General features: G+C 33.7%; 23 protein-coding genes. 9 read left to right on the forward strand and 14 right to left on the reverse strand.

Annotated features, from left to right (window positions below):
* Nucleotides 1-32 precede the first annotated feature (32 nt).
* Both V5E38_RS21570 and V5E38_RS21575 read left to right on the forward strand, forming a co-directional pair.
* Entirely contained in the window at nt 33-1016 is a 984-nt protein-coding gene (locus V5E38_RS21570) for an aldo/keto reductase (protein WP_499211390.1), read from the forward strand.
* A gap of 46 nt (nt 1017-1062) precedes the next feature.
* Nucleotides 1063-2667, forward strand: a complete 1605-nt coding sequence (locus V5E38_RS21575; RefSeq protein WP_499211391.1) for a glycoside hydrolase family 43 protein — start codon at nt 1063-1065, stop codon at nt 2665-2667.
* A gap of 122 nt (nt 2668-2789) precedes the next feature.
* Here V5E38_RS21575 and V5E38_RS21580 read toward each other — a convergent pair whose 3' ends face one another.
* On the reverse strand, nt 2790-3614 hold the full coding sequence (locus tag V5E38_RS21580; protein WP_499211392.1) for a hypothetical protein: 825 nt from the start codon (nt 3612-3614) through the stop codon (nt 2790-2792).
* Between the two features lie 298 nt (nt 3615-3912).
* The gene (locus tag V5E38_RS21585) at nt 3913-5448 is read right to left on the reverse strand and encodes an efflux MFS transporter permease (protein WP_499211393.1); all 1536 of its coding nucleotides are present in this window, start codon (nt 5446-5448) and stop codon (nt 3913-3915) included.
* 211 nt (nt 5449-5659) lie between these two features.
* Between V5E38_RS21585 and V5E38_RS21590 the strand changes: the two genes are divergently transcribed.
* From V5E38_RS21590 to V5E38_RS21600, 3 genes are all read left to right on the forward strand, one after another.
* Entirely contained in the window at nt 5660-6550 is an 891-nt protein-coding gene (locus V5E38_RS21590) for a TetR/AcrR family transcriptional regulator (protein WP_499211394.1), read from the forward strand.
* 285 nt (nt 6551-6835) lie between these two features.
* Nucleotides 6836-8914, forward strand: coding sequence for a carbon starvation CstA family protein (locus V5E38_RS21595; RefSeq protein WP_499211395.1), 2079 nt, complete (start codon nt 6836-6838; stop codon nt 8912-8914).
* On the forward strand, nt 8904-9107 hold the full coding sequence (locus V5E38_RS21600) for a YbdD/YjiX family protein (protein ID WP_387325117.1): 204 nt from the start codon (nt 8904-8906) through the stop codon (nt 9105-9107). Before V5E38_RS21595 ends, V5E38_RS21600 begins: the two co-directional genes overlap by 11 nt.
* 253 nt (nt 9108-9360) lie before the next feature.
* On the opposite strand, the gene V5E38_RS21605 is transcribed toward V5E38_RS21600, so the two are convergent.
* The 9 genes from V5E38_RS21605 to queC form a co-directional block, all read right to left on the reverse strand.
* Entirely contained in the window at nt 9361-10032 is a 672-nt protein-coding gene (locus V5E38_RS21605) for a YdeI/OmpD-associated family protein (protein WP_499211396.1), read from the reverse strand.
* Between the two features lie 113 nt (nt 10033-10145).
* Nucleotides 10146-12089, reverse strand: a complete 1944-nt coding sequence (locus V5E38_RS21610) for an FtsX-like permease family protein (RefSeq protein ID WP_097974765.1) — start codon at nt 12087-12089, stop codon at nt 10146-10148.
* The gene (locus V5E38_RS21615; RefSeq protein WP_499211397.1) at nt 12079-12840 is read right to left on the reverse strand and encodes an ABC transporter ATP-binding protein; all 762 of its coding nucleotides are present in this window, start codon (nt 12838-12840) and stop codon (nt 12079-12081) included. Before V5E38_RS21615 ends, V5E38_RS21610 begins: the two co-directional genes overlap by 11 nt.
* Nucleotides 12841-12944: 104 nt before the next feature.
* Nucleotides 12945-13949 carry a sensor histidine kinase gene (locus V5E38_RS21620; RefSeq protein WP_335477546.1) on the reverse strand — a complete coding sequence of 335 codons (1005 nt, stop codon included), beginning with the start codon at nt 13947-13949 and terminating at the stop codon, nt 12945-12947.
* Nucleotides 13949-14635, reverse strand: coding sequence for a response regulator transcription factor (locus tag V5E38_RS21625; RefSeq protein WP_499211398.1), 687 nt, complete (start codon nt 14633-14635; stop codon nt 13949-13951). Before V5E38_RS21625 ends, V5E38_RS21620 begins: the two co-directional genes overlap by 1 nt.
* Nucleotides 14636-14767: 132 nt before the next feature.
* Nucleotides 14768-15265, reverse strand: a complete 498-nt coding sequence (gene queF, locus V5E38_RS21630; RefSeq protein WP_088012612.1) for a preQ(1) synthase — start codon at nt 15263-15265, stop codon at nt 14768-14770.
* A gap of 5 nt (nt 15266-15270) precedes the next feature.
* Nucleotides 15271-15987 (reverse strand): 7-carboxy-7-deazaguanine synthase QueE, encoded by a 717-nt coding sequence (queE, locus tag V5E38_RS21635; protein ID WP_097974770.1) that lies wholly within the window; start codon nt 15985-15987, stop codon nt 15271-15273.
* On the reverse strand, nt 15980-16456 hold the full coding sequence (queD, locus tag V5E38_RS21640) for a 6-pyruvoyl trahydropterin synthase family protein (protein WP_499211399.1): 477 nt from the start codon (nt 16454-16456) through the stop codon (nt 15980-15982). Before queD ends, queE begins: the two co-directional genes overlap by 8 nt.
* On the reverse strand, nt 16449-17114 hold the full coding sequence (queC, locus tag V5E38_RS21645) for an adenine nucleotide alpha hydrolase family protein (RefSeq protein ID WP_499211400.1): 666 nt from the start codon (nt 17112-17114) through the stop codon (nt 16449-16451). The genes queD and queC overlap by 8 nt, the downstream gene beginning before the upstream one ends.
* Nucleotides 17115-17474: 360 nt before the next feature.
* Between queC and pgaC the strand changes: the two genes are divergently transcribed.
* The 4 genes from pgaC (at nt 17475) to V5E38_RS21665 (ending at nt 21430) form a co-directional block, all read left to right on the forward strand.
* Nucleotides 17475-18710: a poly-beta-1,6-N-acetyl-D-glucosamine synthase gene (pgaC, locus tag V5E38_RS21650; protein WP_499211401.1), complete on the forward strand. Its 1236-nt coding sequence runs from the start codon at nt 17475-17477 to the stop codon at nt 18708-18710.
* Entirely contained in the window at nt 18671-19135 is a 465-nt protein-coding gene (locus V5E38_RS21655) for a hypothetical protein (protein ID WP_499211402.1), read from the forward strand. Before pgaC ends, V5E38_RS21655 begins: the two co-directional genes overlap by 40 nt.
* A gap of 483 nt (nt 19136-19618) precedes the next feature.
* Nucleotides 19619-20818, forward strand: coding sequence for an Alp7A family actin-like protein (locus V5E38_RS21660; protein ID WP_499211403.1), 1200 nt, complete (start codon nt 19619-19621; stop codon nt 20816-20818).
* A gap of 9 nt (nt 20819-20827) precedes the next feature.
* Nucleotides 20828-21430, forward strand: coding sequence for a hypothetical protein (locus V5E38_RS21665; RefSeq protein WP_499211404.1), 603 nt, complete (start codon nt 20828-20830; stop codon nt 21428-21430).
* 49 nt (nt 21431-21479) lie between these two features.
* On the opposite strand, the gene V5E38_RS21670 is transcribed toward V5E38_RS21665, so the two are convergent.
* The 3 genes from V5E38_RS21670 to V5E38_RS21680 form a co-directional block, all read right to left on the reverse strand.
* Nucleotides 21480-21893, reverse strand: coding sequence for a CBS domain-containing protein (locus V5E38_RS21670; RefSeq protein ID WP_499211405.1), 414 nt, complete (start codon nt 21891-21893; stop codon nt 21480-21482).
* Between the two features lie 176 nt (nt 21894-22069).
* Entirely contained in the window at nt 22070-22981 is a 912-nt protein-coding gene (locus V5E38_RS21675) for an EamA family transporter (RefSeq protein ID WP_499211406.1), read from the reverse strand.
* A gap of 279 nt (nt 22982-23260) precedes the next feature.
* Nucleotides 23261-24079 (reverse strand): purine-nucleoside phosphorylase, encoded by an 819-nt coding sequence (locus V5E38_RS21680; protein WP_499211407.1) that lies wholly within the window; start codon nt 24077-24079, stop codon nt 23261-23263.
* Nucleotides 24080-24234: the final 155 nt, after the last annotated feature.

A 24234-nucleotide genomic window follows, 5' to 3' on the forward strand; every position in this document is an offset into this window, starting at 1 on the left:
CGCTAAAAATAGCAATAGAGGGGGAGTTTTATTTGAATTATCGAGAACTTGGTAATACAGGTTTAATGATTAGTGAGGTAAGTTTTGGAACTTGGGCAATTGGTGGAGCATGGGGAAAAACAGATGATACGGAAGCTTTAAAATCATTACAACACGCAATCGACCAAGGTGTAAATTTTTTTGATACTGCAGATGTTTATGGTGATGGACATAGCGAAGAACTATTGGCTAAAGCCACAAAAGGACTTGAAGATAAAATTTATATAGGCACAAAATTTTGCCGAAAAGGTGATATCTTTTCACCGGAAAATTACTCATATGAAGTGGTTAAGTCATATTGCGAGGATAGTCTAAAACGCTTAAATCGAGATGTGATCGATTTATATCAAGTACATTGCCCAGCAACTGAAATTTTAAAGGATGGACAAGTATTTGATGTACTTGACCGTTTAAAAAATGAAGGGAAAATCCGCCAATACGGGGTTAGTGTTGAAACGGTTGAAGAAGGATTGATTTGTTTAGAAAACCCAAATGTGAAAAGCTTACAGGTTATCTTTAATATTTTTAGACAAAAGCCATTAGAAGAATTACTTCCCGAGGCTTATAAGCGTGGGGTTGGTGTTCTTGTAAGATTACCGCTAGCCAGTGGACTCTTATCTGGAAAGTATAAGGCTGATCATATTTTTGAGGAAGATGATCACCGAAACTTTAATGAAAATGGAGCGGCCTTTAATATCGGAGAAACATTTGCAGGTTTGGGCTTTAAAAAAGGAGTAGAATTGGCAAATCGAATTAACTGGATTGCTGAAGGAAGGTCATCGATGGCAAGTGCAGCACTTAGATGGATTTTAGATCAAAAAGAAATTACATGTGTAATACCTGGCTTTAGAAATCACAGCCAAGTGGATGGCAACTTAGAAGCAATGAATATACAATCTTTTTCGAAAGCAGAATTAGATCAATTAGAGCTTTTCTATCAAAAAAATGTTTCGGACTTTATCAAAGGTGCTTACTAAAAAAGTAATGTATTGAACTAGATAGATGCATATGGAGGAGTATAAAATGGCTAAAATCAGTAATCCAATTTTACCGGGATTTAATCCGGATCCGAGTATTTGCCGAGTTGGGGAAGATTATTACATTGCAGTTTCAACTTTTGAATGGTTTCCAGGAGTAGGAATCTATCATTCAAAGGATTTAAAGAACTGGCGCTTAGCATCAAGACCTTTGAACCGTTTAAGTCAATTAAACATGACAGGTAATCCAGATTCGGGTGGAATTTGGGCTCCCGCAATATCTTATCGTGACGGACAGTTTTGGTTAATTTACACGGATGTAAAGGTAGTTGAAGGTCAATGGAAAGATTGTCACAATTATCTCGCAACTTGTGAAACGATTGACGGAGAATGGTCAGATCCAATTTATTTAAATAGTACTGGATTTGATCCGTCTCTATTCCACGATGAGGATGGAAAAAAATATTTAGTGAATATGGTTTGGGATCATCGCGTAGGAAATCATCCTTTTTATGGCATTTCATTACAAGAATACAGTGTAGAAGAACAGAAACTGATCGGAAAAGCAGAGGTTATCTTTAAAGGAACTGATATTAAACTGACGGAAGCACCACATCTATATAAAATAAATGAATACTATTACTTATTAACGGCAGAAGGTGGTACGAAATATGATCACCAAGCTACTATTACAAGGTCAAAACAGTTAAAGGGTCCATATGAAGTACACCCAGAAAACCCGTTAATTTCGTCATTCCATGAACCAAGAATTCCCCTTCAAAAAGCAGGACATGCATCAATTGTTCAAACTCATACAGATGAATGGTTCCTTGTGCATTTAACAGGAAGACCATTACCAAGAGAAGGTCAACCGTTGTTAGACCCAAGAGGTTTCTGTCCATTAGGAAGAGAAACTGCTATTCAAAGGCTTGAGTGGAAAAATGATTGGCCGTATGTCGTAGGAGGGAATAGTCCATCACTTGAAATAGAGGGTCCAAAAATAGGTGAAGTAAAATGGGAAAGCGACTACCCAGAGATGGATGACTTTAACTCAGAAATCTTAAATCCTCACTTTCAAAACTTGAGAATTCCATTAGGAGAGAATATCGTATCATTAAAAGACAATCCAGGACATCTACGTCTTTACGGAAGAGAATCCCTAACATCTAAATTTACTCAGTCATTTATAGCAAGACGTTGGCAAGATTTCAACTTTACTGCAGAAACAAAAATAGCATTTAATCCAAAGACATTCCATCAATCAGCTGGTTTAGTAAATTACTACAACACTCAAAACTGGACTTCATGTCAAATCACTTGGAATGAAGAAAAGGGCAGAATTCTTGAGTTAGTAACATGTGATAATTTTAAGTTCGATCAACCCCTACAAGGTAACGAAATTATCATTCCAGAACATGTTGAATATGTGTATCTTCGAGTAGATGTGAAAACGAATGTTTACAAGTACTTTTACTCATTTGATGGAGAGGAATGGACAGAAATACCTGTAGCACTTTATTCATATAAACTGTCTGATGATTATATTCAAGGCGGGGGATTCTTTACAGGTGCATTCGTTGGAATGCAATGTCAGGATACGACTGGTCAAGGGCTCCATGCGGATTTTGACTATTTTATTTATAAGAGATGACAAAAAATGTCCCTGAAGGTTGTTTTAACTAATCTTAGGGACATTTTCTTTTCTTCATTATTTAAGATAATCTGCAGAGATGTCTTTTAATTATTGATACTAAATGGATAGTAAAGTTTTTATTAATAGTAAATTCTTACGGCTTCATCGTCTAAGTGCATTAAACGTAGTTGTTTTGAAAGATAATTTTTTACTTCTTCATCATCATAGAATAATGCCTTTGATTGTGCTTCGCGTAAAAATACTAATTTAGCCTCGAGTGATGAGGTCTCAAAAAAGTGTGCTACTTCATCAGTGTCTATAGTAAGAATATTTTCTTCAAACTTAAATAAGTTTTGATTTTTTGTTTCTTCCGTTTTTGTCACAAGCTTATTTAGTATTCCAAGGCTGTCCTCAGTCGGTAAGACGATTTGATTTTCTCGCTCATTTTTGACTCCGATTAAGTAATCTTCTAATGATTTAAACGGTTCAAGTGAAAATTTTTGCTGAAGCACCTTTCTTTCCGCAGCGTCATATCCTTCTATAGTTCGAGTCGCTTTAATTTCAGGGATCTTTTGAAAAGTATCCTTATTAGTAGTGACATCTACAACCTCCACAGCACCTGGTGCATAGCATATTAACCTTAGGAAATCATTTAAATTTTTAGCAACAATTTGTACCGGATCATCAGAGTCCATTGGTGAAACACGTACAATATAAGCATCTTCTAAATCACCAACTTGGCCAAAATCAGTTAAAAAACCAAAATGAACTCCATCTGAACCAGTTCTTGCAAATTGGATAACATCAAGGGGAGTGTTTAAATAACGAGTATCGATATTTTCATAAGAGAAATATAAACCACCAAAAGACCCAGACTCACGATCTAATTGATTTTGTAAGTTAATTACATTAACTAGTGTTTTAGGGATATCGTACTTTCCGTAATTCAACTTAACTTTATCCATTTCGAAATTCTCCTTTGTAGACTTACTCCCTGTGAAAAATAGTAGAAAAGCGATTAATAGACATATAATAATTTTTCTTAGCATTTTAAACCATCCGATAAGTATGTATTATGTAGTGGTGAGTTTTTTTAATGATTTGTTAATTAAATTATAACCTTTGAGAATCAGGGATTAAATAGAATGTTTTATAACAAAAAGGATGCTATACACTTTAATATCACGTTTTGTTTAACAGATAGTAACAAAAAAAGCTCAACCAATTTTGGTTGAACTTTTTTTAGTCTAAGGACTTACTTTATTAATTCTCTGCTAACTTTTTCTTAAAGTTAGTACTAGTATTAGTATTTTCTTTCACTACAGGTTCCTCTGCAGCTGTTGAACGTTTGATAAAGAATGCAAGAACTAGTGCAACTGCGGCAACGAATACCGTTACATAAAATGAGAAGTTAATTCCCTCTAACATTGCCTTCATTGTGATCTCTTGCTTAATTTGAGCAAGCATTTCAGGTGTAGGTTTACTAGTCACATGCTTCATTGCTTCAGCAGCAAGCTCTTTAGCTTTAGATTCTGTACGATTCGACATTACTGTTATGAGTAAAGCTGTACCAATCGCACCAGATACTTGTTGTAAAGTATTATTCATCGCAGTACCATGTGGATAGAATCGTTTTGGTAATTGATTTAACCCATTTGTCGATACTGGCATCATTACCATCGACATACCGAACATACGTAATGAGTATAAAATAATAATATGCGTATAAGTTGTATCCATTGTTAACTTACTTAAGAAATAAGTAGTAACAGTCATAATCGCTAAACCTGTTACTGCAAGTATTCTTCCACCAATTTTATCAAATAATTTACCCGTAATTGGTGACATAATTGCCATTAATAAAGCACCCGGTAGCAGCATTAAGCCTGCATCAAAAGGTTTAATGCCTCGAAGCGTTTGAGTGTAAATCGGTAAAAGCATCATTGCTGAGAACATAGCCATTGTAACTACAATTGAAATCGCTGACGATAAAGCAAACATTGGGTAGCGATAAATTCTAAAGTTTAACATTGGCGTATCAAGTTTTAATTGACGTAAGATAAATAGTACTAATGAAATAACCCCTACTATTAAAGTAACGTAAGCTTCTGGACTATCCCATCCTTTTGTTCCCGCAGTACTAAAACCATATAATAATCCACCAAAACCTATACTAGATAAAAGAACTGAGAAAAGGTCGATCGTACTGTTTGATTTCTCTTTTTTATCTTTAAGTAAGAAAAAGCCGATAATTAAAATCGTTAATGCAATCGGTGAAACAACATGGAAAAGCATTCTCCAGTCATAATGTTCAATAATCCATCCTGATAAAGTTGGTCCGATTGCTGGTGCACCCATCATTACTAAACCAAAGAATCCCATTGCAGTTCCTCGTTTTTCAACAGGGAAGCTAGTTAGCATAACATTCATTAATAATGGCATTAAAATAGCCGAACCGGAAGCTTGAATCATGCGGCCCGCTAATAATAAAGGAAATACATGTGCAAATCCTGCTGTTAAAGTACCGATATTAAATAAAAGTAGTGCAGTTAAAAATAAATGTCTAACAGAATATTTTTGGATTAAGAATGCAGTAGTCGGAATTAAAATTCCATTTACTAGCATATATCCAGTAGAAAGCCATTGAACAGTCGAAGGCTCAACGTCCAAATCCTTCATAATAGAAGGTAAAGCAATATTAAGTAAAGTATTGTTTAAGAAAGCAATAAAAGCACCAATCATTAGGATTGTAATAATCCCATATGGCGGATTAACTGATTTATTCATGGAATGATCCATGATTTCCCCTCCTTTGTACATCTAGTTCAATTTTTTGAACTGCGGTTTCATCTTCTATATAAGATAATATGATATACCATTCAATCATTAGATGCAATTATAATAACCATTAGAAATCCTTAATAATCTAATCAGATATTTACTAGTTAAAAATGTTAAAATAATGTACTATGTTTTTTAAGCAGTAATTAACTAGAACCAAGGTGATTATATGAATGATCGTAAACAGCATGTTGTAAAAATAGCTCATGAATTGTTTATTGAAAAAGGATTTCAAGCAACGTCAATTCAAGACATATTAGACTATAGCGGAATTTCTAAAGGTACATTTTATAATTATTTTTCGTCTAAAAGTGATTTAGTAGTCGCATTATTTAATATGATTTATAAAAAACTTGAACATGAAAGAAATGAGTTGTTGATCGGACAAAGCCCTTCAAATATTGAAATTTTCATTAAACAAATAACTTTATTAATGGAGGCAAATAGAGATAATAAATTGATTTCTCTATTTGAAGAAGTAATTTATATAAATGACTTAGATATTAAACAGTTCATAAGAGAAGGTAATTTTAAAACATTAAATTGGGTGTATACACGTTTCTTAGACATTTTTGGCAGTGAAAAGAAAGATTTTTTATTAGATAGTGCCATTATGTTTTTAGGAATTATTCACCATAATGTGAGATACTATGACCTTGCAAAAGATATGAATATTAGTATGGATCAAGTCGTCCGATATAGTGTAAAACGTATGATTAAGATTGTTGAGGATGTTGAGGAATCTGGTGAGCAATTATTCAATTTGGAACTATTAGATAGATGGTTACCAGTAAGAAAGACCGAAGAAAATCTTCAACAAAAGCTTTGTAGTATTATTTGTAAAATGAAAAAATCAGCATTAAATAGTAATGATCAACAAAAGTACAATGAGTTACTAGATTTTTTACAAAACGAATTGTTGCAGTCGAAAACACCGCGAAAATTTTTAATTGAGAGTGCTCTAGTATCCTTAAACGAAGGGAAGACGTTACTAGGAGAAAAAGAACTACAAAGGCTGAATGAACTAATCGACATTAATTTTATACAACATGTAAAATAACTTAATTAATATGAAAGAAAACCATCCTTTAGCTTTTAAAGCTTAGGATGGTTTTCTTTTGTTTAAAAATGATTAGTTCCATTGTTGCGAAAGTTAAAGTTATATTTTCCCTTGAAATTCTTTAATTAGATAAGTTCAATACAACTTTCGTCTACTTTTATGATGAAAAAACAGCTTAAAATCAGTATAAATGTCGTTATTATACTTTTTTTACCATTAATTGACAAAAAATTCTGAATTGGTGATATACTTTCTTTTATAAATGAAAAAGGAGGTATCTTTGTTGTGAAATCTTTAAAATCAATAGTAGTTTGGGGATTAATTTCAATACTTGGAGCTTTCTGTTTTTCTGTATTAGCTTTAAAAAGAGGGGAAACAATAAATGCAATTTGGCTCCTCACTGCGGCAGTTTGTACATATGCAGTGGCTTATCGTTTTTATAGTAAGTTTATTGCAGAAAAAGTATTTAAACTAGACGAAGATCGTAAAACACCTGCTGAAATTAATAACGATGGTAAAGACTTTGTACCAACGAATAAGTGGGTACTATTTGGTCATCATTTTGCAGCGATCGCAGGGGCTGGCCCACTGGTTGGACCAATTTTAGCTGCGCAAATGGGTTATTTACCCGGAACGATATGGATTATAGTAGGAGTTGTATTTGCAGGGGCAGTACAGGATTTTGTCATATTAGCTGCTTCGACACGTAGAAACGGCAAATCGCTTGGAGAAATGATTAAAGAAGAGATTGGTCCTATAACAGGGGTCATCGCGTTAATCGGTATATTAGGAATTATGGTTATTTTATTAGCTGTATTAGCACTTGTTGTAGTTAAAGCGCTTGCAGGAAGTCCATGGGGAATGTTTACGATTGCAGCAACTATTCCGATCGCAATTTTCATGGGTATTTATATGCGATACATACGTCCAGGTCGAGTAGGAGAAGGGTCTTTTATTGGTGTAATTTTATTACTACTTTCTTTATTTGCAGGACAATATGTAGCAGAAAGTCCAACTTTAGCAGCAATGTTTACGTTTAAGGGAGAAACGATTGCTCTTATGTTGATTGGTTATGGGTTTATAGCATCTGTACTTCCAGTTTGGCTATTATTAGCTCCACGTGATTATTTAAGTACATTTTTAAAAGTTGGAACGATTTTAGCTTTAGCAATTGGCATTATTATAGTAGCACCAGACTTACAAATGCCGGCCATTACAAAGTTTATTGACGGAACGGGACCAGTATTTGCGGGAAATCTATTTCCATTTTTATTTATAACAATTGCTTGTGGATCTGTTTCTGGATTCCATGCATTAGTTGCTTCAGGCACTACCCCTAAAATGATTGAGCGTGAAACGCATGCACGTGTCATTGGTTATGGTGCTATGTTAACGGAGTCTTTTGTAGCAGTAATGGCTATGATTGCCGCTTGTTTATTAACTCCAGGAGCATATTTTGCTATAAATAGCCCGCCTGCCATAATTGGAACTGATGTAAACCAAGTGGCTCAAGTCGTTTCAAGCTGGGGCTTTACAATAGCTCCAAATGATTTGAGCACACTAGCAAAAGACGTAGGGGAACAAACAATTCTTTCTCGTACTGGTGGGGCACCAACTTTAGCAATCGGCATGGCGGCTCTTTTTTCTAAAGTAATTGGTGGTAAGGCATTAATGGCTTTTTGGTATCATTTTGCTATTCTATTTGAGGCGTTATTTATTTTAACAACAATTGATGCTGGAACTAGGATTGGACGTTATATGACGCAAGACATTTTAGGCAATGTGTACAAGCCATTTGGAAAGACGGATTCACTTCCTGCAAATTTAATTGCGACAGCTATTTGTGTTTTCGGCTGGGGCTATTTCCTTTATCAAGGAGTTATTGATCCACTTGGAGGGATTAATACTTTATGGCCATTATTCGGTATCGCAAATCAAATGCTTGCCGCGATTGCATTATTGTTAGGCACAACTATCTTGTTGAAAATGGGGAAAAAGGCATATGCATGGATTACATTAGTGCCAACGATCTGGATTTTAATCGTCACAATGACTGCCGGTTGGCAAAAGCTTTTTCATGCATTACCAAAAATAGGGTTTTTAGCGCATGCGAAAGTTTTTAAAGATGGTTTAGATGCTGGCAAAATTCTTGCACCAGCAGCTAGTAAAGCACAAATGAATCAAATTATTTTAAATGACTATATTGACGCAACAATTTGTGGATTGTTTATGGTGATTGTCCTTTTAGTTCTAATTGCTTCGATTCGAAATTGGATCAATATAATATCTAATAAACCGATAAAATTACATGAAACTCCGTACATTAAACGCGAAGAAAGTGAACCGAAAAATTATGCACTATAAAGTGAAGGAGTTCAAAAAATATTATAAGCAGTTTATTAGTTTATTAGTAGGTGTACCAAGCTATGAGAAATATGTTGAACATATGAAAACACAACACCCTGATCAACCAATTCAAACTAGAAAAGAGTTCTTTATCGAAGCGCAAGAGTCACGCTTTAATTCTAAAGGTGGTAAAGTTACTCGTTGTTGTTAAAAAATCTGCACATCTATCTATTAAGTGAACAAAATCCACAAGATTATTTCTTGTGGATTCAGTGTGTAGACAAAGTTCTAAAATTTGATTTTCAGACTGATTGAAAACGCTTGTCTTTCGAGGCGCGAAGGCAGGTGAGGAGCGGAGTTACCTTTGACGGTAATGAGCACCGCAGACAGACGAAGCAACGAAGAAAGTGAGCGTTTGTCAACAGTCTGAATCCACAAGATTATTTCTTGTGGATTTTTTGATTCTATTTTTTATTTCTACGATATAAATCCAGAGTTTTGTATCCAGCACCTAAGACCATTTTCATTTCTTCACGTCTTTTTGCTTTTGTTGCTTCTTGCTTAGCGCTATAGATGTGTCGTGCCCAATCTTTACGATACCCAGGAGTTAGAGACTTATAGATCGTAAGTAATTCGGGAAAATCTTCTAAATCCATTTCAACATTTGGAATCATATCGATATAATCATCTACACATTGACTTGCTTTCGATGAATTCGTAGCTTTTGTTTTTGTTTCTTCTTTTAATCCAACAACTGTAAAGACGTCATCCAACCCAACCATACGAGCAAATTTAATTGTACTTGAACCAATATAGCCGCTCTCATCCGCACCTAATCCTTCGAATAAATCATCACGATGAATATAAGTCGGATATACTTTGTTTCCTTTTTTAGGATAGGCAATAAAAATATAGCCATTTTTATCTAAATAATGATTCTGGATAATCTTTGTGACTAGTTCTTTTAGCGAGTCCATATCAAGTACAAAAGCAAATATCAAATCGTAAGGATGGCTTTGTAGATCCGTATCAAAATGTGGTAGATCTGCAAGATAATTTACATCACTTGGTTGATTTAAAACAGTAGCTTTTTTATATTTTTTTAAGTTTAGCTTTTCAACAATGGTTTTAGTCATTCCGATCCACCTTTAAAGTAGTATGTATAAAGCTATTATAAATCAAAATAAGTAAAATAAATAATAGAAGCTAAAGGGAGAGCTTCTATTATTTATTAGGTAGTAATGTTAGTCTAAAGAGCTTCTTTAATTACTTTTTTATAATAAAGAACCGATAAAAGACCAAAGACCGAGTATAAAACAGCATATAAAACCATGACGATAATCATTGGAGTCCAGACTTCAGTACCGAATAAGAACCATCCAGATTGAACGGCAAAATAGCTATGAACTAGCCCGACTACTAATGGGATACCGAAATTAAACAATTGCTTAGAACGTATACCTCTTAATAAGTCTCTACGGGAGAAACCTAGTTTACGTAAAATAGTATAGTTTGGTTTTTCGTCAACACTCTCATCCATCTGTTTAAAGTATAAAATACATCCTGATGTCATTAAGAATGTAAGTCCTAAAAATCCGACGATGAACATAATAAGTCCCATATTTGCTTTTTGACTTTTAACGATTTCAAGTCGAGAATCATTAGGATAATTCTTATCAAGTTGATGGTCCTCATAAATATTATTTGCTTTTTCGATTAGTTTTTCATCACTTATATTAATGCCATTGTAGACAGTAGAATCTTTTTGAATTGATGAATCAAGATTCTGTTTTAATGTTTTAAATACTTGATCGTCTACAATAACAGTAGGAAATCCCCCATTTGTGAAGTAGGAAGGTATAATCTTTTCACGTTTTAAACCTAAATAGTTTAGATTAAATTTTTTCTTACTGCTAGTTAATTCAATATGCCCTGAATCCTTTAAGGTCATAAATTTCTGAAGCATATCGTCGTATCCAGTAAATAAGGCTTCATTTGAAGCAAGGTTTATTTTAACTGACTTTTCGCTTACTACCGCTAGTGGGAATTTATCAGCATCCTTCATCATACCTTTTAACTCTGTATCTAGTATTTTCTTTATATTTGCATTAACTTGAATAACCTCGGTGTGTTTTTCTGTATAATTAATACCATTTTCATCTAGTGCAGATTTGAAAGTTTGTAAATCCTTCTTATTATTTAAGAAAAAATCAGCAGGGACATGGCTCTCAGCTGTCTTTTCTGCAGAATAATAAGATATATAGCTTAAAGATAATAAGCCAATCGCTAGTGCTGAAACGGTTGTAATAATTGTTAGAAGCAAGGCATTAGACTTCATTCTAAACATAATTGAAGATAAAGATAGGACATCATTAATATTTAAATAGCCATTTTTCTTTTTACGAACAATATTTAAAATAAAACGAACCGAACTTTTATACACTAAATAAGTTCCAATAATGACTGACGCTAAAATATAGATCATTACCGAAAAAAGTGCAGTCATAGTAGTAAAATCGCCATCAAATAATTTTGATGATAGAAAATAACCTGAGATTATTAATAAAATACCTAAAATTCCAATAGAAATCTCGAAGACAGACATTTTTTTAAGCTTTCCTTCAGTCGATGAGACTACTCGGAACAAAGATAAAATAGTTTGTCTTTTAATAAAAGCATAATTCATTAACATAATGAACGCGTAAATTACGATAAATACAATTAATGTTTGCACTAATGCTTGTGAAGAAAAATGTAAAGTAGCAATCGCTTTTACTCCGACGATTTTATATAAAATCATAATGATCAGCCTTGAAATCGAAAAACCTACTAAAATCCCAAGAACCAATGAACTAAAATATAGAATACAATTTTCAACTGTTAAAATACCGAAAATCCTATTTTTAGTCATTCCTATTAATTGAAACAAACCAATTTCTTTACTTCTTCTTTTTATAAAAATCATATTTGCATATAAAAGGAAAATCGAAACGATTGCGACAAGTAAAATCGAGGCTGAGCGAATTGCTGCTGCTCCTTTAATCGAACCCTTTGTTGCTTCCATTGATGGGTCATACTGCAATGTAACAAATGAGAAGTATAAGGCAGCACTAAAAATTAATGCAAAAACATATAGATAATAGTTTTTTAAATTCTTTTTTAAATTTCGGAATATCAAATGATTAATGCTCATGGTGAACACCACCTAATACACCTTGGGTTTTCATAATATCTTTAAAGAAATTCTGTCTCGTTTCATCGCCTTTGTGAAGTTGTGAATAGATTTGTCCATCTTTAATAAAGACAACGCGATTGCAAAAGCTTGCTGCTACTGGATCATGTGTAACCATTACAATTGTCGCGTTTCTTTTCTCATTTAGTTCACTTAGTTTATTTAATAAATCTGAAGCAGATTTTGAATCCAATGCGCCTGTAGGTTCATCTGCGAAAATAATACTAGGTTCATGAATAAACGCTCTAGCGGCTGAAGTGCGCTGTTTTTGTCCCCCAGAGATTTCGTTAGGATACTTATCTTTTAATTCATAAATACCAAGCTCTTTCGCAATTACATCAAACTTTTGATTGGCTTCACTTGGTGATGTTTTTGTTATTGATAAAGGTAGAAGTATATTTTCCTTTACTGTTAATGTGTCTAGTAAGTTGTAATCCTGGAAAATAAAGCCCAAATAGTATTTACGAAATTCTGCTAATTGTTTTTCTTTCATATCTGTAATATCTTTACCTTCAATTGCAATCGTTCCACTATTAATCTTATCGATCGAGGAAAGAACGTTTAGTAAAGTAGTTTTACCAGATCCAGACGGACCCATGATGCTAACAAATTCACCTTTTTCGATGTTTATATTAATGCCACTTAACACTTCTTGTTTATTAAATTTATTTCCGTAACTTTTATGAATTTTATTTGCTTCTAAAATATTCATTTCGTACACTCCTTTATTTTCATTCGATAAAATTAGTATAAATGGTTACCAAGACCGTTTCCTTTGATTAACCGAACAATAAACAAAAGCATGTGACAATTTTGTCACATGCCTGTTATTTTTACAAATTCATTTCGTTTTGGGAAGGTTAGTGTGAAAATCGACCCTTTATCTAGCTCAGACTTTACTTGGAACGTAATATGTAGGGACTGGGCAGCTTTCTTTGCTAAATATAATCCCATCCCTGTAGAGGCATTGTCTTGATGCTGAATCGTTGAAGTAAATCCTTTTTCGAAAATTCGCGGCAAATCTTTTGTATGAATACCACGACCGAAGTCTTCAATTTCAAGAACCACTTGCTCATTTTTTTGCTTACTTATTATCCGAATGTCTGAAGATGGACTATATTTCACTGCATTTGTTAATAGCTGTCGCAGTATATATGATAGCCATTTTGCATCACTGAATACTTCTAGTTCCTCTAATTCAATCTCAAATCCAATCCCTTTATGTATACACCATGATTGCAAAGTTTTAATCTCTGGATAAATGACATCTTCCAGTTGAATTTTTTCGATGTAAAGATCATTTTCAATAAAAGGTATTCTTTTTTGGTGCAGCTGTTGATCCAGTAATAAGTGAATACGTAGCCATTCATATGTTAAATTTGATTTCAACTTTTCATCCTTCATACGATCAATCATTAAGTGCATTGCTGTTAAAGGTGTTTTTACTTCATGGATCCATGATAGGAGCTCATCTTTTTCTTGCTCTAAATAAGTTTGATTTTGAATCGCTATTTTTTTTAATAAGCTCGTTTGATTGGTTAAGCTGTTTTCAACAATTTCTTCAAATGGACTATTTGATTCTTCAATTCCCGTCAAATCAAGGTTATCTTCACGTTCAACAAGACTTTTATAAAATTTTATTTCTTTAGGATATCGAATGACTAAAAAAATGATAAACAATAATAGTGATAGAAAGACTATGTAAAGTAGTGATTTTAAAGGAATTGACGAATCAATAAATGAGATAAATACAACGAGTACTTGTGTTAGTAGAAAAAAAAGAATCCAACTAAATCGCTCAATTAGAAATGTTTTAATCATTAGACGACCTCTTCTAAAGCAATATATCCTTGACCAACCTTTGTTTCAATAAATTGTCCTAATCCTATTTCATCTAGTCTTTTCCGCAATCGATTTACGTTTACTGTTAAGGTGTTATCACTAATAAATCGCTTGTCATCCCAAAGGGCATTTATTAATTCCTCACGACTTACGATTTTATTTTTTTGATCAATTAGCAGTTTTAAAATATAAATCTCATTCTTTGTAAGTTCAATTGCACCGGTTTCATTTGATACAGTATTTTTTTCATAGTCGACGGTTGCACCACACCAAGTTTTAAGAGCAATTTTTTCGGTATTGTAATTATATACACGTCTAAGAGTAGCCTGGATTTTCGCAATTAGTACATCAAAATGAAATGGCTTTTGTATAAAATCATCTGCTCCAAGCTGCATCGACATGACCATATCCGAGGGGTGATCTCGTGAAGATAGAAAGATAATTGGTACATTTGAATGGGAACGAATCATACGACACCAATGGAAACCATCGTATTTTGGTAGTTGTATATCAATGATGACTAAATCTGGTTTTATCTCTGTAAACTCTTGAATTACCTTACTAAAATCTGTTATCCCATATACTTCATAGGACCATCCAGATAAGCGATCTTTAATCTCAGTGAATAGAGAAGAATCATCTTCAATGAGTAATAGTTTAAACAAATGGCTTCACCACACTTTTTCATTTACTTTCCATTAATTGTAAAATAAAAACAAATTAAGTGCTATAAACGAATATAGTATTTACCTGAATAAAAAAAGTACACTGTATTTTATACAGTGCACTTTTAGTTCTTATCGGTTATCAATCTTCTCAGGATATAAATCATGGTTCATCATACGATGTTCAGCCATTTTTTCGTATTTTGTACCTGGTCGACCATAGTTGCAATATGGGTCAATTGAAATTCCGCCACGTGGAGTGAATTTCCCCCAAACCTCAATATAACGAGGATCCATTAATTTGATTAGGTCATCCATAATAATATTCATGCAATCCTCATGGAAGTCACCATGATTACGGAAGCTAAAGAAGTATAATTTTAATGATTTACTTTCAACCATTTTTTTCTCAGGAATATAGCTTATATAAATTGTCGCAAAATCAGGTTGACCTGTTTTTGGACAAAGTGAAGTAAATTCAGGGAAATTAAATTTTACGAAATAATCGCGATCTGGGTGAGTATTATCAAATGTTTCTAATATTCCTGGATCATATTCAAATAAATATTTTGTGTTGTTGCTACCAAGTAATGATACATCTTCTAGTGAACCTTTTGATCTTCCTACCATTTTGGTTAAACTCCTCTCTTATTTCCCCAAACAAATGCATGTAATTGAGGTAAAACTTTTACATTTTTAAAGACTTTTGATTTCATTGCTTCATCTATAAGCCATTCGTAACGATTTAACATATATTGTAATAAAGTGCGATCATCCGCATTTAGCCAACTATTTCCGACTTGTAAAAAGAACGGAACATGTGGGAATTTTTGATGAACAGTTTCCGCATAAGCTAAATCTTTTTCATCAAAAATAACAACTTTTAAGCAAAACTTTGGATGATTTTCTAAATTTTGAATAATGCTTCCAAGCATATCAAAATCAGTATTCATGCCACTGCTAGGCGGTTTAGGCGATAAAGTAACTTCATCAATAGAAGGTAACCATGGTTGCCACTTACTACCTTGAGTTTCAAGAGCTAAAGTCATATTCTTTTCCTTTAAAAACTCAACTACAGGGCCTAAAGATGGAAGTAAGGCAGGGTTTCCACCAGAAATCGTAATATGAGAGAATGTATCGCCGCCTAAGTTGGTTAAATTCTTCCAAACTTCTTCCGCGGTCATCCACTTTATATTTTCTTTTTCACTACCATCCCAAGTGAACGAAGAATCGCACCAACTACAAGAGTAATCACAACCCGCAGTACGAATAAACATCGTTTTTTGACCGATTGCCATTCCTTCACCTTGTACAGTAGGTCCGAATATTTCAAGTACTGGAATTTTACTCAATGATCATCCACTCCCTACGAGCTTCTGCGTAGCAAGTAGGCGTTTCAAATAAACGAACAAACTCTACTCGAATATCTTGCTCAGGATTTGTGTGATCCTTAAGTGCATTTTCCATTTGCTCATAAATCCAAACAACCATATTTTCGGCTGTTGTATTCATCGGGGGTAGCATCTCATTTAAATAACGGTGATCTAAATAGATTTCAATTTTTTCCTTCCAAATCTGTTTAATATCACCAAAATCGATTACTAAGCCAATTTCATCAACAAAACCACTAATTCCAAAAATAACTTTATATGTGTGTCCATGTAAATTCTTACATTTACCTTCGTAGCAATGTAAGTGATGTGCAGCATCAAAGGTAAATTCTTTATTAACAAGAACACGTTTATGGTGATATTTTAAGTCTTCTTTTTTAATATGCTCATCAATTTTATGAAGTCTGTCTACGATGCGAAAATCAAACATGCTTTGTGACTCCCTTCGATTGTAGGTAACGATCTAATCCAGCCTGACGAAGCTCACAAGCCGGACATTCTCCACAACCATCAGAAATAATGCCGTTATAGCAAGTTAATGTTTTATCTTTTACGTATTCAAATGCGCCTAATTCATCAGCTAATTTCCATGTGTCAGCCTTATCGATCCACATAAGTGGAGTATGAATAACAAAAGGATAATCCATTGATAGATTAAGAGTTACATTTAATGATTTAACAAAGATATCTCGGCAGTCAGGGTATCCGCTAAAGTCAGTCTCACAAACACCAGTAATAATGTGCTTTGCTCCTTTTTGTTTAGCAAGTACTGCTGCAAAAGATAGGAATAATAAATTACGTCCATCAACGAATGTAGAAGGAAGTTCGCCTTCTTCGTGAGTTATATCAATATCTGATCTTGTTAAAGCATTTGGTGCAAGCTGATTTAACAAGGACATATCAAGGATATGGTGAGGAATATTTAATTCCTTACAAATATCTGCAGCTACATCTAATTCTAGTTTATGGCGCTGATTGTAATTAAACGTAACAGCTTCAACCTCACCAAATTGTTGCATAGCCCAGAATAAACAAGTAGTACTGTCTTGGCCACCGCTAAATACAACGATTGCTTTTTCATTTTTCATATTTCTTCTCTCCTTTACATGATTAAAAAGAAGAGGGCATCCCGAATAACAAAAATAAAAACAATACGACAAATATTGTTTTTCGCCTTATTTTTTTGTAGAGGGGAGTTTGCGACCTCTACCACAAGCATAAAAGCTTATGGATTTTTCTATTAAATTTTCTATCTATTAAATTGTACTAGAGAAGTACAATCATCATTCCCATTATAATCGTTTCATGTTAAAAGAACAAAAACTTTTGTAAGAAAGTAAAAAATTACTATATGGGTTAGAAAAACACTGTTAATTTATTTGTATTTGCTGATACTAGTTTTTATATGGAAGGTACATTTTTGAATTTAGTAAATTAGGTGATTAAATTTGAACAAATTCATAAGTTTTTTGTCGGAGTTTGTATTTTGGTATCCATTGGTTATGTCTTTATTTTGGGTTGCCGGGTCTAGTCTATTTTTCCGATACCGAGAAAAAGGAAAAGATGTAAATTTTGAAGGGATTGAGTGGCCATTAATTAGCATCTTAATACCTTGTTATAACGAAGAAGAAACAATTGAAGAGACTATTCAATATTTAGTGGAACTAGATTATCCATTAAAAGAAATCATTGCTGTAAATGATGGCAGCAAGGATTCAACCTTTAAAATTTTAGAAAAAATGGCAAAGAAATATCACGAAGTTAAAGCTATTGATTGTAGAGTAAATAGAGGGAAAGCAAATGCCTTACATATTGCTTGCCATGCATCAAAAGGGGAGTTTTTAGTTTGTATTGATTCGGATGCCATTTTAGCGCCTAAAGCTGCACAGTATCTCATTTATCATTTTCTACATAGTGGGGAAAGATTAGGTGCTGTAACGGGAAATCCAAGAATTCGAAATCGTGATACGCTACTGAGTAGATTACAAATAGTAGAATATTCTTCTATTATTGGGGCCATAAAAAGAACCCAAAGAATGCTAGGTAAAATTATGACTGTATCAGGAGTAGTCGTTGCATTTCGCAAAAAAGCACTTGTAGATGTAGGATTATGGGACCGAGATATGATTACAGAAGATATCGCAGTATCCTGGAAGCTACAAGAAAGATTTTGGGATATTCGCTATGAACCTCGTGCTCTTTGTTGGATGTTAGTTCCAGAAACATTAAAAGGAATTTGGAATCAGAGAATTCGTTGGGCACAGGGTGGACAAGAGGTAATTATGCGGTATTGGCGTTTATTATTGGACTATCGGCATAGAAGGATCTGGCCAATTTATCTTGAACAATGGGTTAGTTTAATATGGTCATTTTCTTGGGTATTCGTGACAATTTACTATTTATTAACTGCTAACAGTGTACAACAGTTAATAATATGGATGACTTTTTCTTCTTTCTCACTTGTTTTCATGAGTCTTATACAGCTTTGGATGTCGATAAGAGTGGATTCCACATACGATAACATAAAAAAATATTACTTGTGGGCTGCATGGTATCCAGTTATTTATTGGGTTTTAAATGCAATGATTGTAATGTTTGCATTACCTAAAGCAATTAATTCAAGAATAAAAGGTGGTTATGCAACATGGACAAGTCCAGACAGGGGAAACAGGAAAGTGGAGTAATCGTTCATTCAAAGAAAAATTGGCTAAGTGAAGTGATGATAATCATTACAACATTAGTAGTTTGGATCTATTGCATGATTGTAATTGCTTTTTTCATTACTTCGCTAATAAATTACAATAATCGATATATAAATATAGTGAAGTTCTATTTCAAAATGACAAATCATGACATACGTTTTTTTATTTTATTTGTAATCCTTTTGTGGATTGTTTTTTATTTTGGTCTTTTAGGTTGGAAATTTTATAATCTAAAAAGATTTGGATCATTACGGAGAAGGTCATATCCAAAATTTACAACAAAGGAGGACCTATTAAATTTAAAGCTTATGTCTGAAGAGGATTATAATAAATTACAGGATTCAAAAATAATAATTTTTGAAAATAATCCTATTCAAGAGTTAGTTAATCAAAATAAAAATAAGTAATCCACATGTGGATATGTTTATTTAAGGGATTTATCCACACACATATTGACAGGTAGAAGCCATCTACCTGTTTTTTAATTTTTAGAGGAAAATAGATCTATAGGAGTTGTACACATATTTGTACACAAGAATACATTATGTAAACGATTGTACACGATAGAGTATACTTGTACACAAAAACGTATACTTTTTAATTGCAGGTATGAGACAGTTATTTTGAAATTAATTCTAGAATGAAAAAGGAATGTATACACCTTTGTATACAAGTAAACGTTTTTGTAAACGTTTGTATACATTTTTGTACACATGTACACAGAAATGTATACAAGTTTATGTGTTTACAATTTTGTATACAAGATGACAATTGAGTTACATTTTTATAATAGTTCAGCATGGGACATTGACCGGATGACTAAAGTTAGATAATCTAATATCAGAATTATCTATTAATATGTAAACCTATTAGCGAAAGGGATGATTTAAGTGGTAAATGCTCGTATAGCTGCTATTGATGTAGGAAATGATTCACTCAAAGGAATTTTTGGGAAGATGGAATCTGAGATTAATATTCCTAATATTATTGCAAGGGATACAGAAGATCGTCCAATCATTGGGATAGAAGAATTAGACAACCAAGATCCAGTTGATGGAATACATATTCGCGTTCACTCCCCTACTTTAAAAGAGAATAATACTGTTTATCGTGTAGGAAATTTAGCAACTAAAAGTGGTAATGCAACAGAACTAGATCCTGGGAGTAATAAGTCTGAAGAGGATCAAACACTTATTATGTTATTTGCAGCTCTAGCGTTAGATGCAGCTAGAGAAGATAATAAGCAGATTGTAAAGAACTCTAATAATGTAATTGAGGCAACATACGTATTAGGAACCGGTCTTCCGCTTAGAGAAGTAAAGGAAGGAAAGGACGTTGGTTATCGTTCGCGATTACTAGGCTCAGTTCACCAAGTAGAGTTTTTAGTAACACCAAGACATCAAGGATTAAAAGTTAATATTAAGTTTGAAGAAGTTAAAGTCTATCCTGAAGGATTTGCAGCTTTTATTAACTTAGTTATGGACAATCATTTAAACATAATTAATAAAGACCTTATAGATAAAAAAATCCTTATTCAAGACATCGGAGGGTTATCAACTGATATTGCGGTCATTAGGAATCGAAAGGTAGATGACGATAAAGCTCAAGGTTTTAATCTTGGTGTGGCAGAGTCCCTTGAAGCAATTCGTGAAGAGATTCGTTCAAGACATGGAGTGGAACTTGATAGTCGAAGAGACGTTGTAGAGATCATTACTAAGAAAAGTGATCGAAATCATATTATGGTTAAGGGTAGTCGGACAAGTGTTCATGATATTGTAGACCGAATTCTGTTAGAATTAGCAAAAAAACAATATCGTCATTTAAGAAATATTTGGCAGAAGAACTCACAAACTGAAATATGCTATTTCATTGGTGGGGGATCGCTAATCTTAAAAGAGTATCTTAAAACTCTTAATAATAACCTAGATGGCTATAATATTGATTTCTTTGAGGATGAGAAGGAAAGTATCTGGATGATGGCGAATGCTTATTATAAGCTAATCGCTGATTATGAAATAAAAAGAGTAAGAGAATCTAGAAGAGAACAACAAGCTGAAAAAGAAGAACAAAAAATGTCTAAAGTAAAATAAGGTGATTCCATGAAGGAAAAAGAATTGACGAGGGGACAACCTATTACATTTCGTATCCCCTCTGATACGCCTGATCAGATAATTAAACATTTGCAGCAGCTTAAACAAAGCGAAAGACGGAACTTTTCAAGTAAGATTGCTGAGTACGTAATAAGCGGAGTTAATGACTCATTATCAAAGCAAAGGCAAACAATAACAATTCCACTACCAAAAAGCCTAGATAAAGTTCAAAGAGATTGGTTAAAACATGAGCATTCTGAGGCACTATTAGGTAGTATTGTGTACCAACTATTATCTAACCCGATTCGAACTGCTTCTCTTATTACATCGCTAAATAGTAATAGTCTAGCAATTGAAGAAGCTCTATATCTTCAAGAAGAAATGAATGAATTAGAGCCAGAATTGGAACCCGTTCAATCAAAAATTCGCACAAGCGAACAGAATGTAACGAATTTAGATAATATTGTAAGAAAAGCCGATCATGATGATGATTTAGATAACTTTAATTGGGAAGCTGCAAGCAAAAGCGAAATCTCTGCAGCCAAAGAAGAAATTGAAGAGGAAGATATGGATAGTCTACTCGGAGATTTTCTTGCACAAATGAATAAATAAAAAATAAAAATGGGACCGAATACCATATAAAGCGGTCCCATTTTTCTAGTTATTGAATATCGTTTTGAGAGATTTGAGACAATGCTTCTCCAGCACTTTCATCCGACTGCTCTTGTACTGCTAAGTCACCAAGTGAAAGTATTCCAACGAGGTTACCATTTTCTACGACTGGCAATCTTCTTATTTGATGCTGTGCCATTAAATTTGATGCTTCTTGAAGACTTGCGTTACAATCAATCGTCACAATATTATTAGACATTACTTGGGAAGCATTTGCATTTCCCCCTTGACTAATACCACGTAAAGCTAAATCTCGATCTGTAATCATTCCAACTACTTGTCCATTGTTAACAACTGGAATTGCTCCAACATTTAAGGTTTCCATTTTACTTGCCACTGATTGTAAAGAATCCTGGTTTGAACAACACTCAACATTATTCGACATAACGTCTTTTACTCTCATAAAAACACCTCCAAAAAAATGACAAAGATATTACTTTGAATATCTTTGTTTTTAAACAAAGTCCAAAAAAATGTTGATTTTCAGACTGATTGCTAGCGCTCTGCTTGCAATCTAATATATTATTTGGAATATCTATTTAATTATTCGGAGTATTAACAGATTGTATCTTTACGAGTTTAATTTGCTGATTGAAGTGATTTTCTTTTAAGGAATTCAGGTAAAACGATACCGACTAAGATTAAAATGATACCAAAATATTGTGGAGCTCCAACCGCTTCCTTTAATACAATCGCTGACATTAACGTAGCTGTCGGTAACTCTGCTGCCCCTAAGATAGAGGCAAGACCAGAACCTGTTAAAGGAACGCCTTTTGAAAACATTAAAGTAGAGAAAAATGGACCTAGAAAGCCAAGGGTCAGCCCGTACTTTAATGAAAGTTTTGCAAACAAGTGCCAATTTGTGAAAAATGTAGGTGGGAGGAAGATCGCACAAATTAGGAAACCACCTGTAATCATTAATGCCGTTTTGGTTATTGGGTTTACTTTTAAAGCGACCCTACCGCTAAGTAATATAAAAGTACTGTACGAAACCGCGGACAACGCCCCAAATAAAACTCCTAACCAATTCAATGAACCAATACCATCTGTTAGAACATTTGTCGCAAAAATCGTGCCGATAACGAGCGGAATCAATGAGAGCAATTTACTTTTTTCAGGAAGTTTTCGATTGACTACTGATTCTAATAAAACGCCAATCCAAGTGAATTGGAATAACAGCACAATTGCTAATGATGCAGTAATATATTGCAAAGCCAAATAATAAAACATCCCTGTTAAGCCAGTAGTAGACCCTAATACAACAAGCAATAAAACATCCTTCTTAGTAGGCTTTAAATATTGTTGATTATTTGACTTAGCGGATCTACTTTTATTAAAAAGTACGATCGACCATAACAATATAGCCCCGACAAACATTTGCATACCGACTACATCATTTACAATAAAACCATCACCATAAGCCAATTTTACAAAGGTAGACAAAACGCCATAACAAACAGATCCGATAATGATATATAGTATACCTTTCAAAATAACACCCCGTTTAATAAAAAGAAGTAAAGAGGGAAAACGAAAACCTCTTTACTTATCTCTAATTTCATATTTTGTTACTGTCTAGTAGAGCAAGATATTTCTCCGGTAATACTTCTTCCAGAGCTACTCAAACGCTTTTTCGCATTGTCTAGCTCCAGGCGTTAGCCCCTCGTGGTCATAAGCCAAAGCCCAATAAAGGTAAAAAGCAACCTTTATCGTTCTTCGTCTTATGCTTGTCGGGGCTAATCAAACTCCTTGCGCATTTCGTATTTCGTATTAAATTTCTTCTAAAATGCCCTTAACTAAGTTAACGAATTTCGTTCTAACCATGCTTGCTACTTCAATTACTTCTTCGTGGTTTAATGGTTGGTCTAGGATGCCACAAGCCATGTTTGTTAGGCAAGAGATACCTAAAACTTTCATACTTCCGTGAACAGCAACGATTGCTTCAGGAACCGTTGACATCCCAACAGAGTCAGCACCAAGCGTACGGATCATACGGATTTCAGCAGGTGTTTCGTATGAAGGGCCACTCCACCAAGCATAAACACCTTGTTGTAATTTAAGATCTTGTTTTGCAGCAACATTTAATGCAAGGCTACGTAATTCTTTGTTATATACTTCAGAAACGTCAGGGAAGCGAGTTCCTAGTTCTGGGTTATTTGGTCCAATTAAAGGATTTGTTCCAACTAAATTAATATGATCAGTAATTAACATTAAATCACCTGGATTAAAGCTAGTGTTAACAGCGCCACAAGCATTTGTTACGATTAATTTTTCTACTCCAAGAGCTTTCATTACACGCACAGGGAACGTTACTTCATCTAAAGTGAAGCCTTCATAATAATGGAAACGGCCTTTCATTGCTACAACAGCTTGGCCTTTTAATTCACCGATTACTAATTCATTTGCGTGTCCAACTGCTTCAGACTTTGCAAAATGAGGAATTTCACTGTAAGGGATTACAACAGAGTTTTCGATTTCATCTGCAAGAGTACCTAAGCCAGAACCTAATATTAATCCAACCGTTGGACGGTAGTTTGTTTTACTTAATATAAAATCTCTTGTTTCTACAATATGTTCAGTTTTATGCATTTATTTTTCCTCCTAAAATGTGCGATAGGGATTGTAATAAGAATTCTATTAAATAATAATGCTTACACCATAAGTCTAATGGATAACTCACTACTTGTAAACAGACTAAAAATCATTTTGGTAAAAAGTTTATTCATTTTTACTTAAAATGCTGT

The organism is Rossellomorea sp. GAMAL-10_SWC (assembly GCF_049568075.1).
Taxonomy (GTDB): domain Bacteria; phylum Bacillota; class Bacilli; order Bacillales; family Bacillaceae_G; genus Gottfriedia.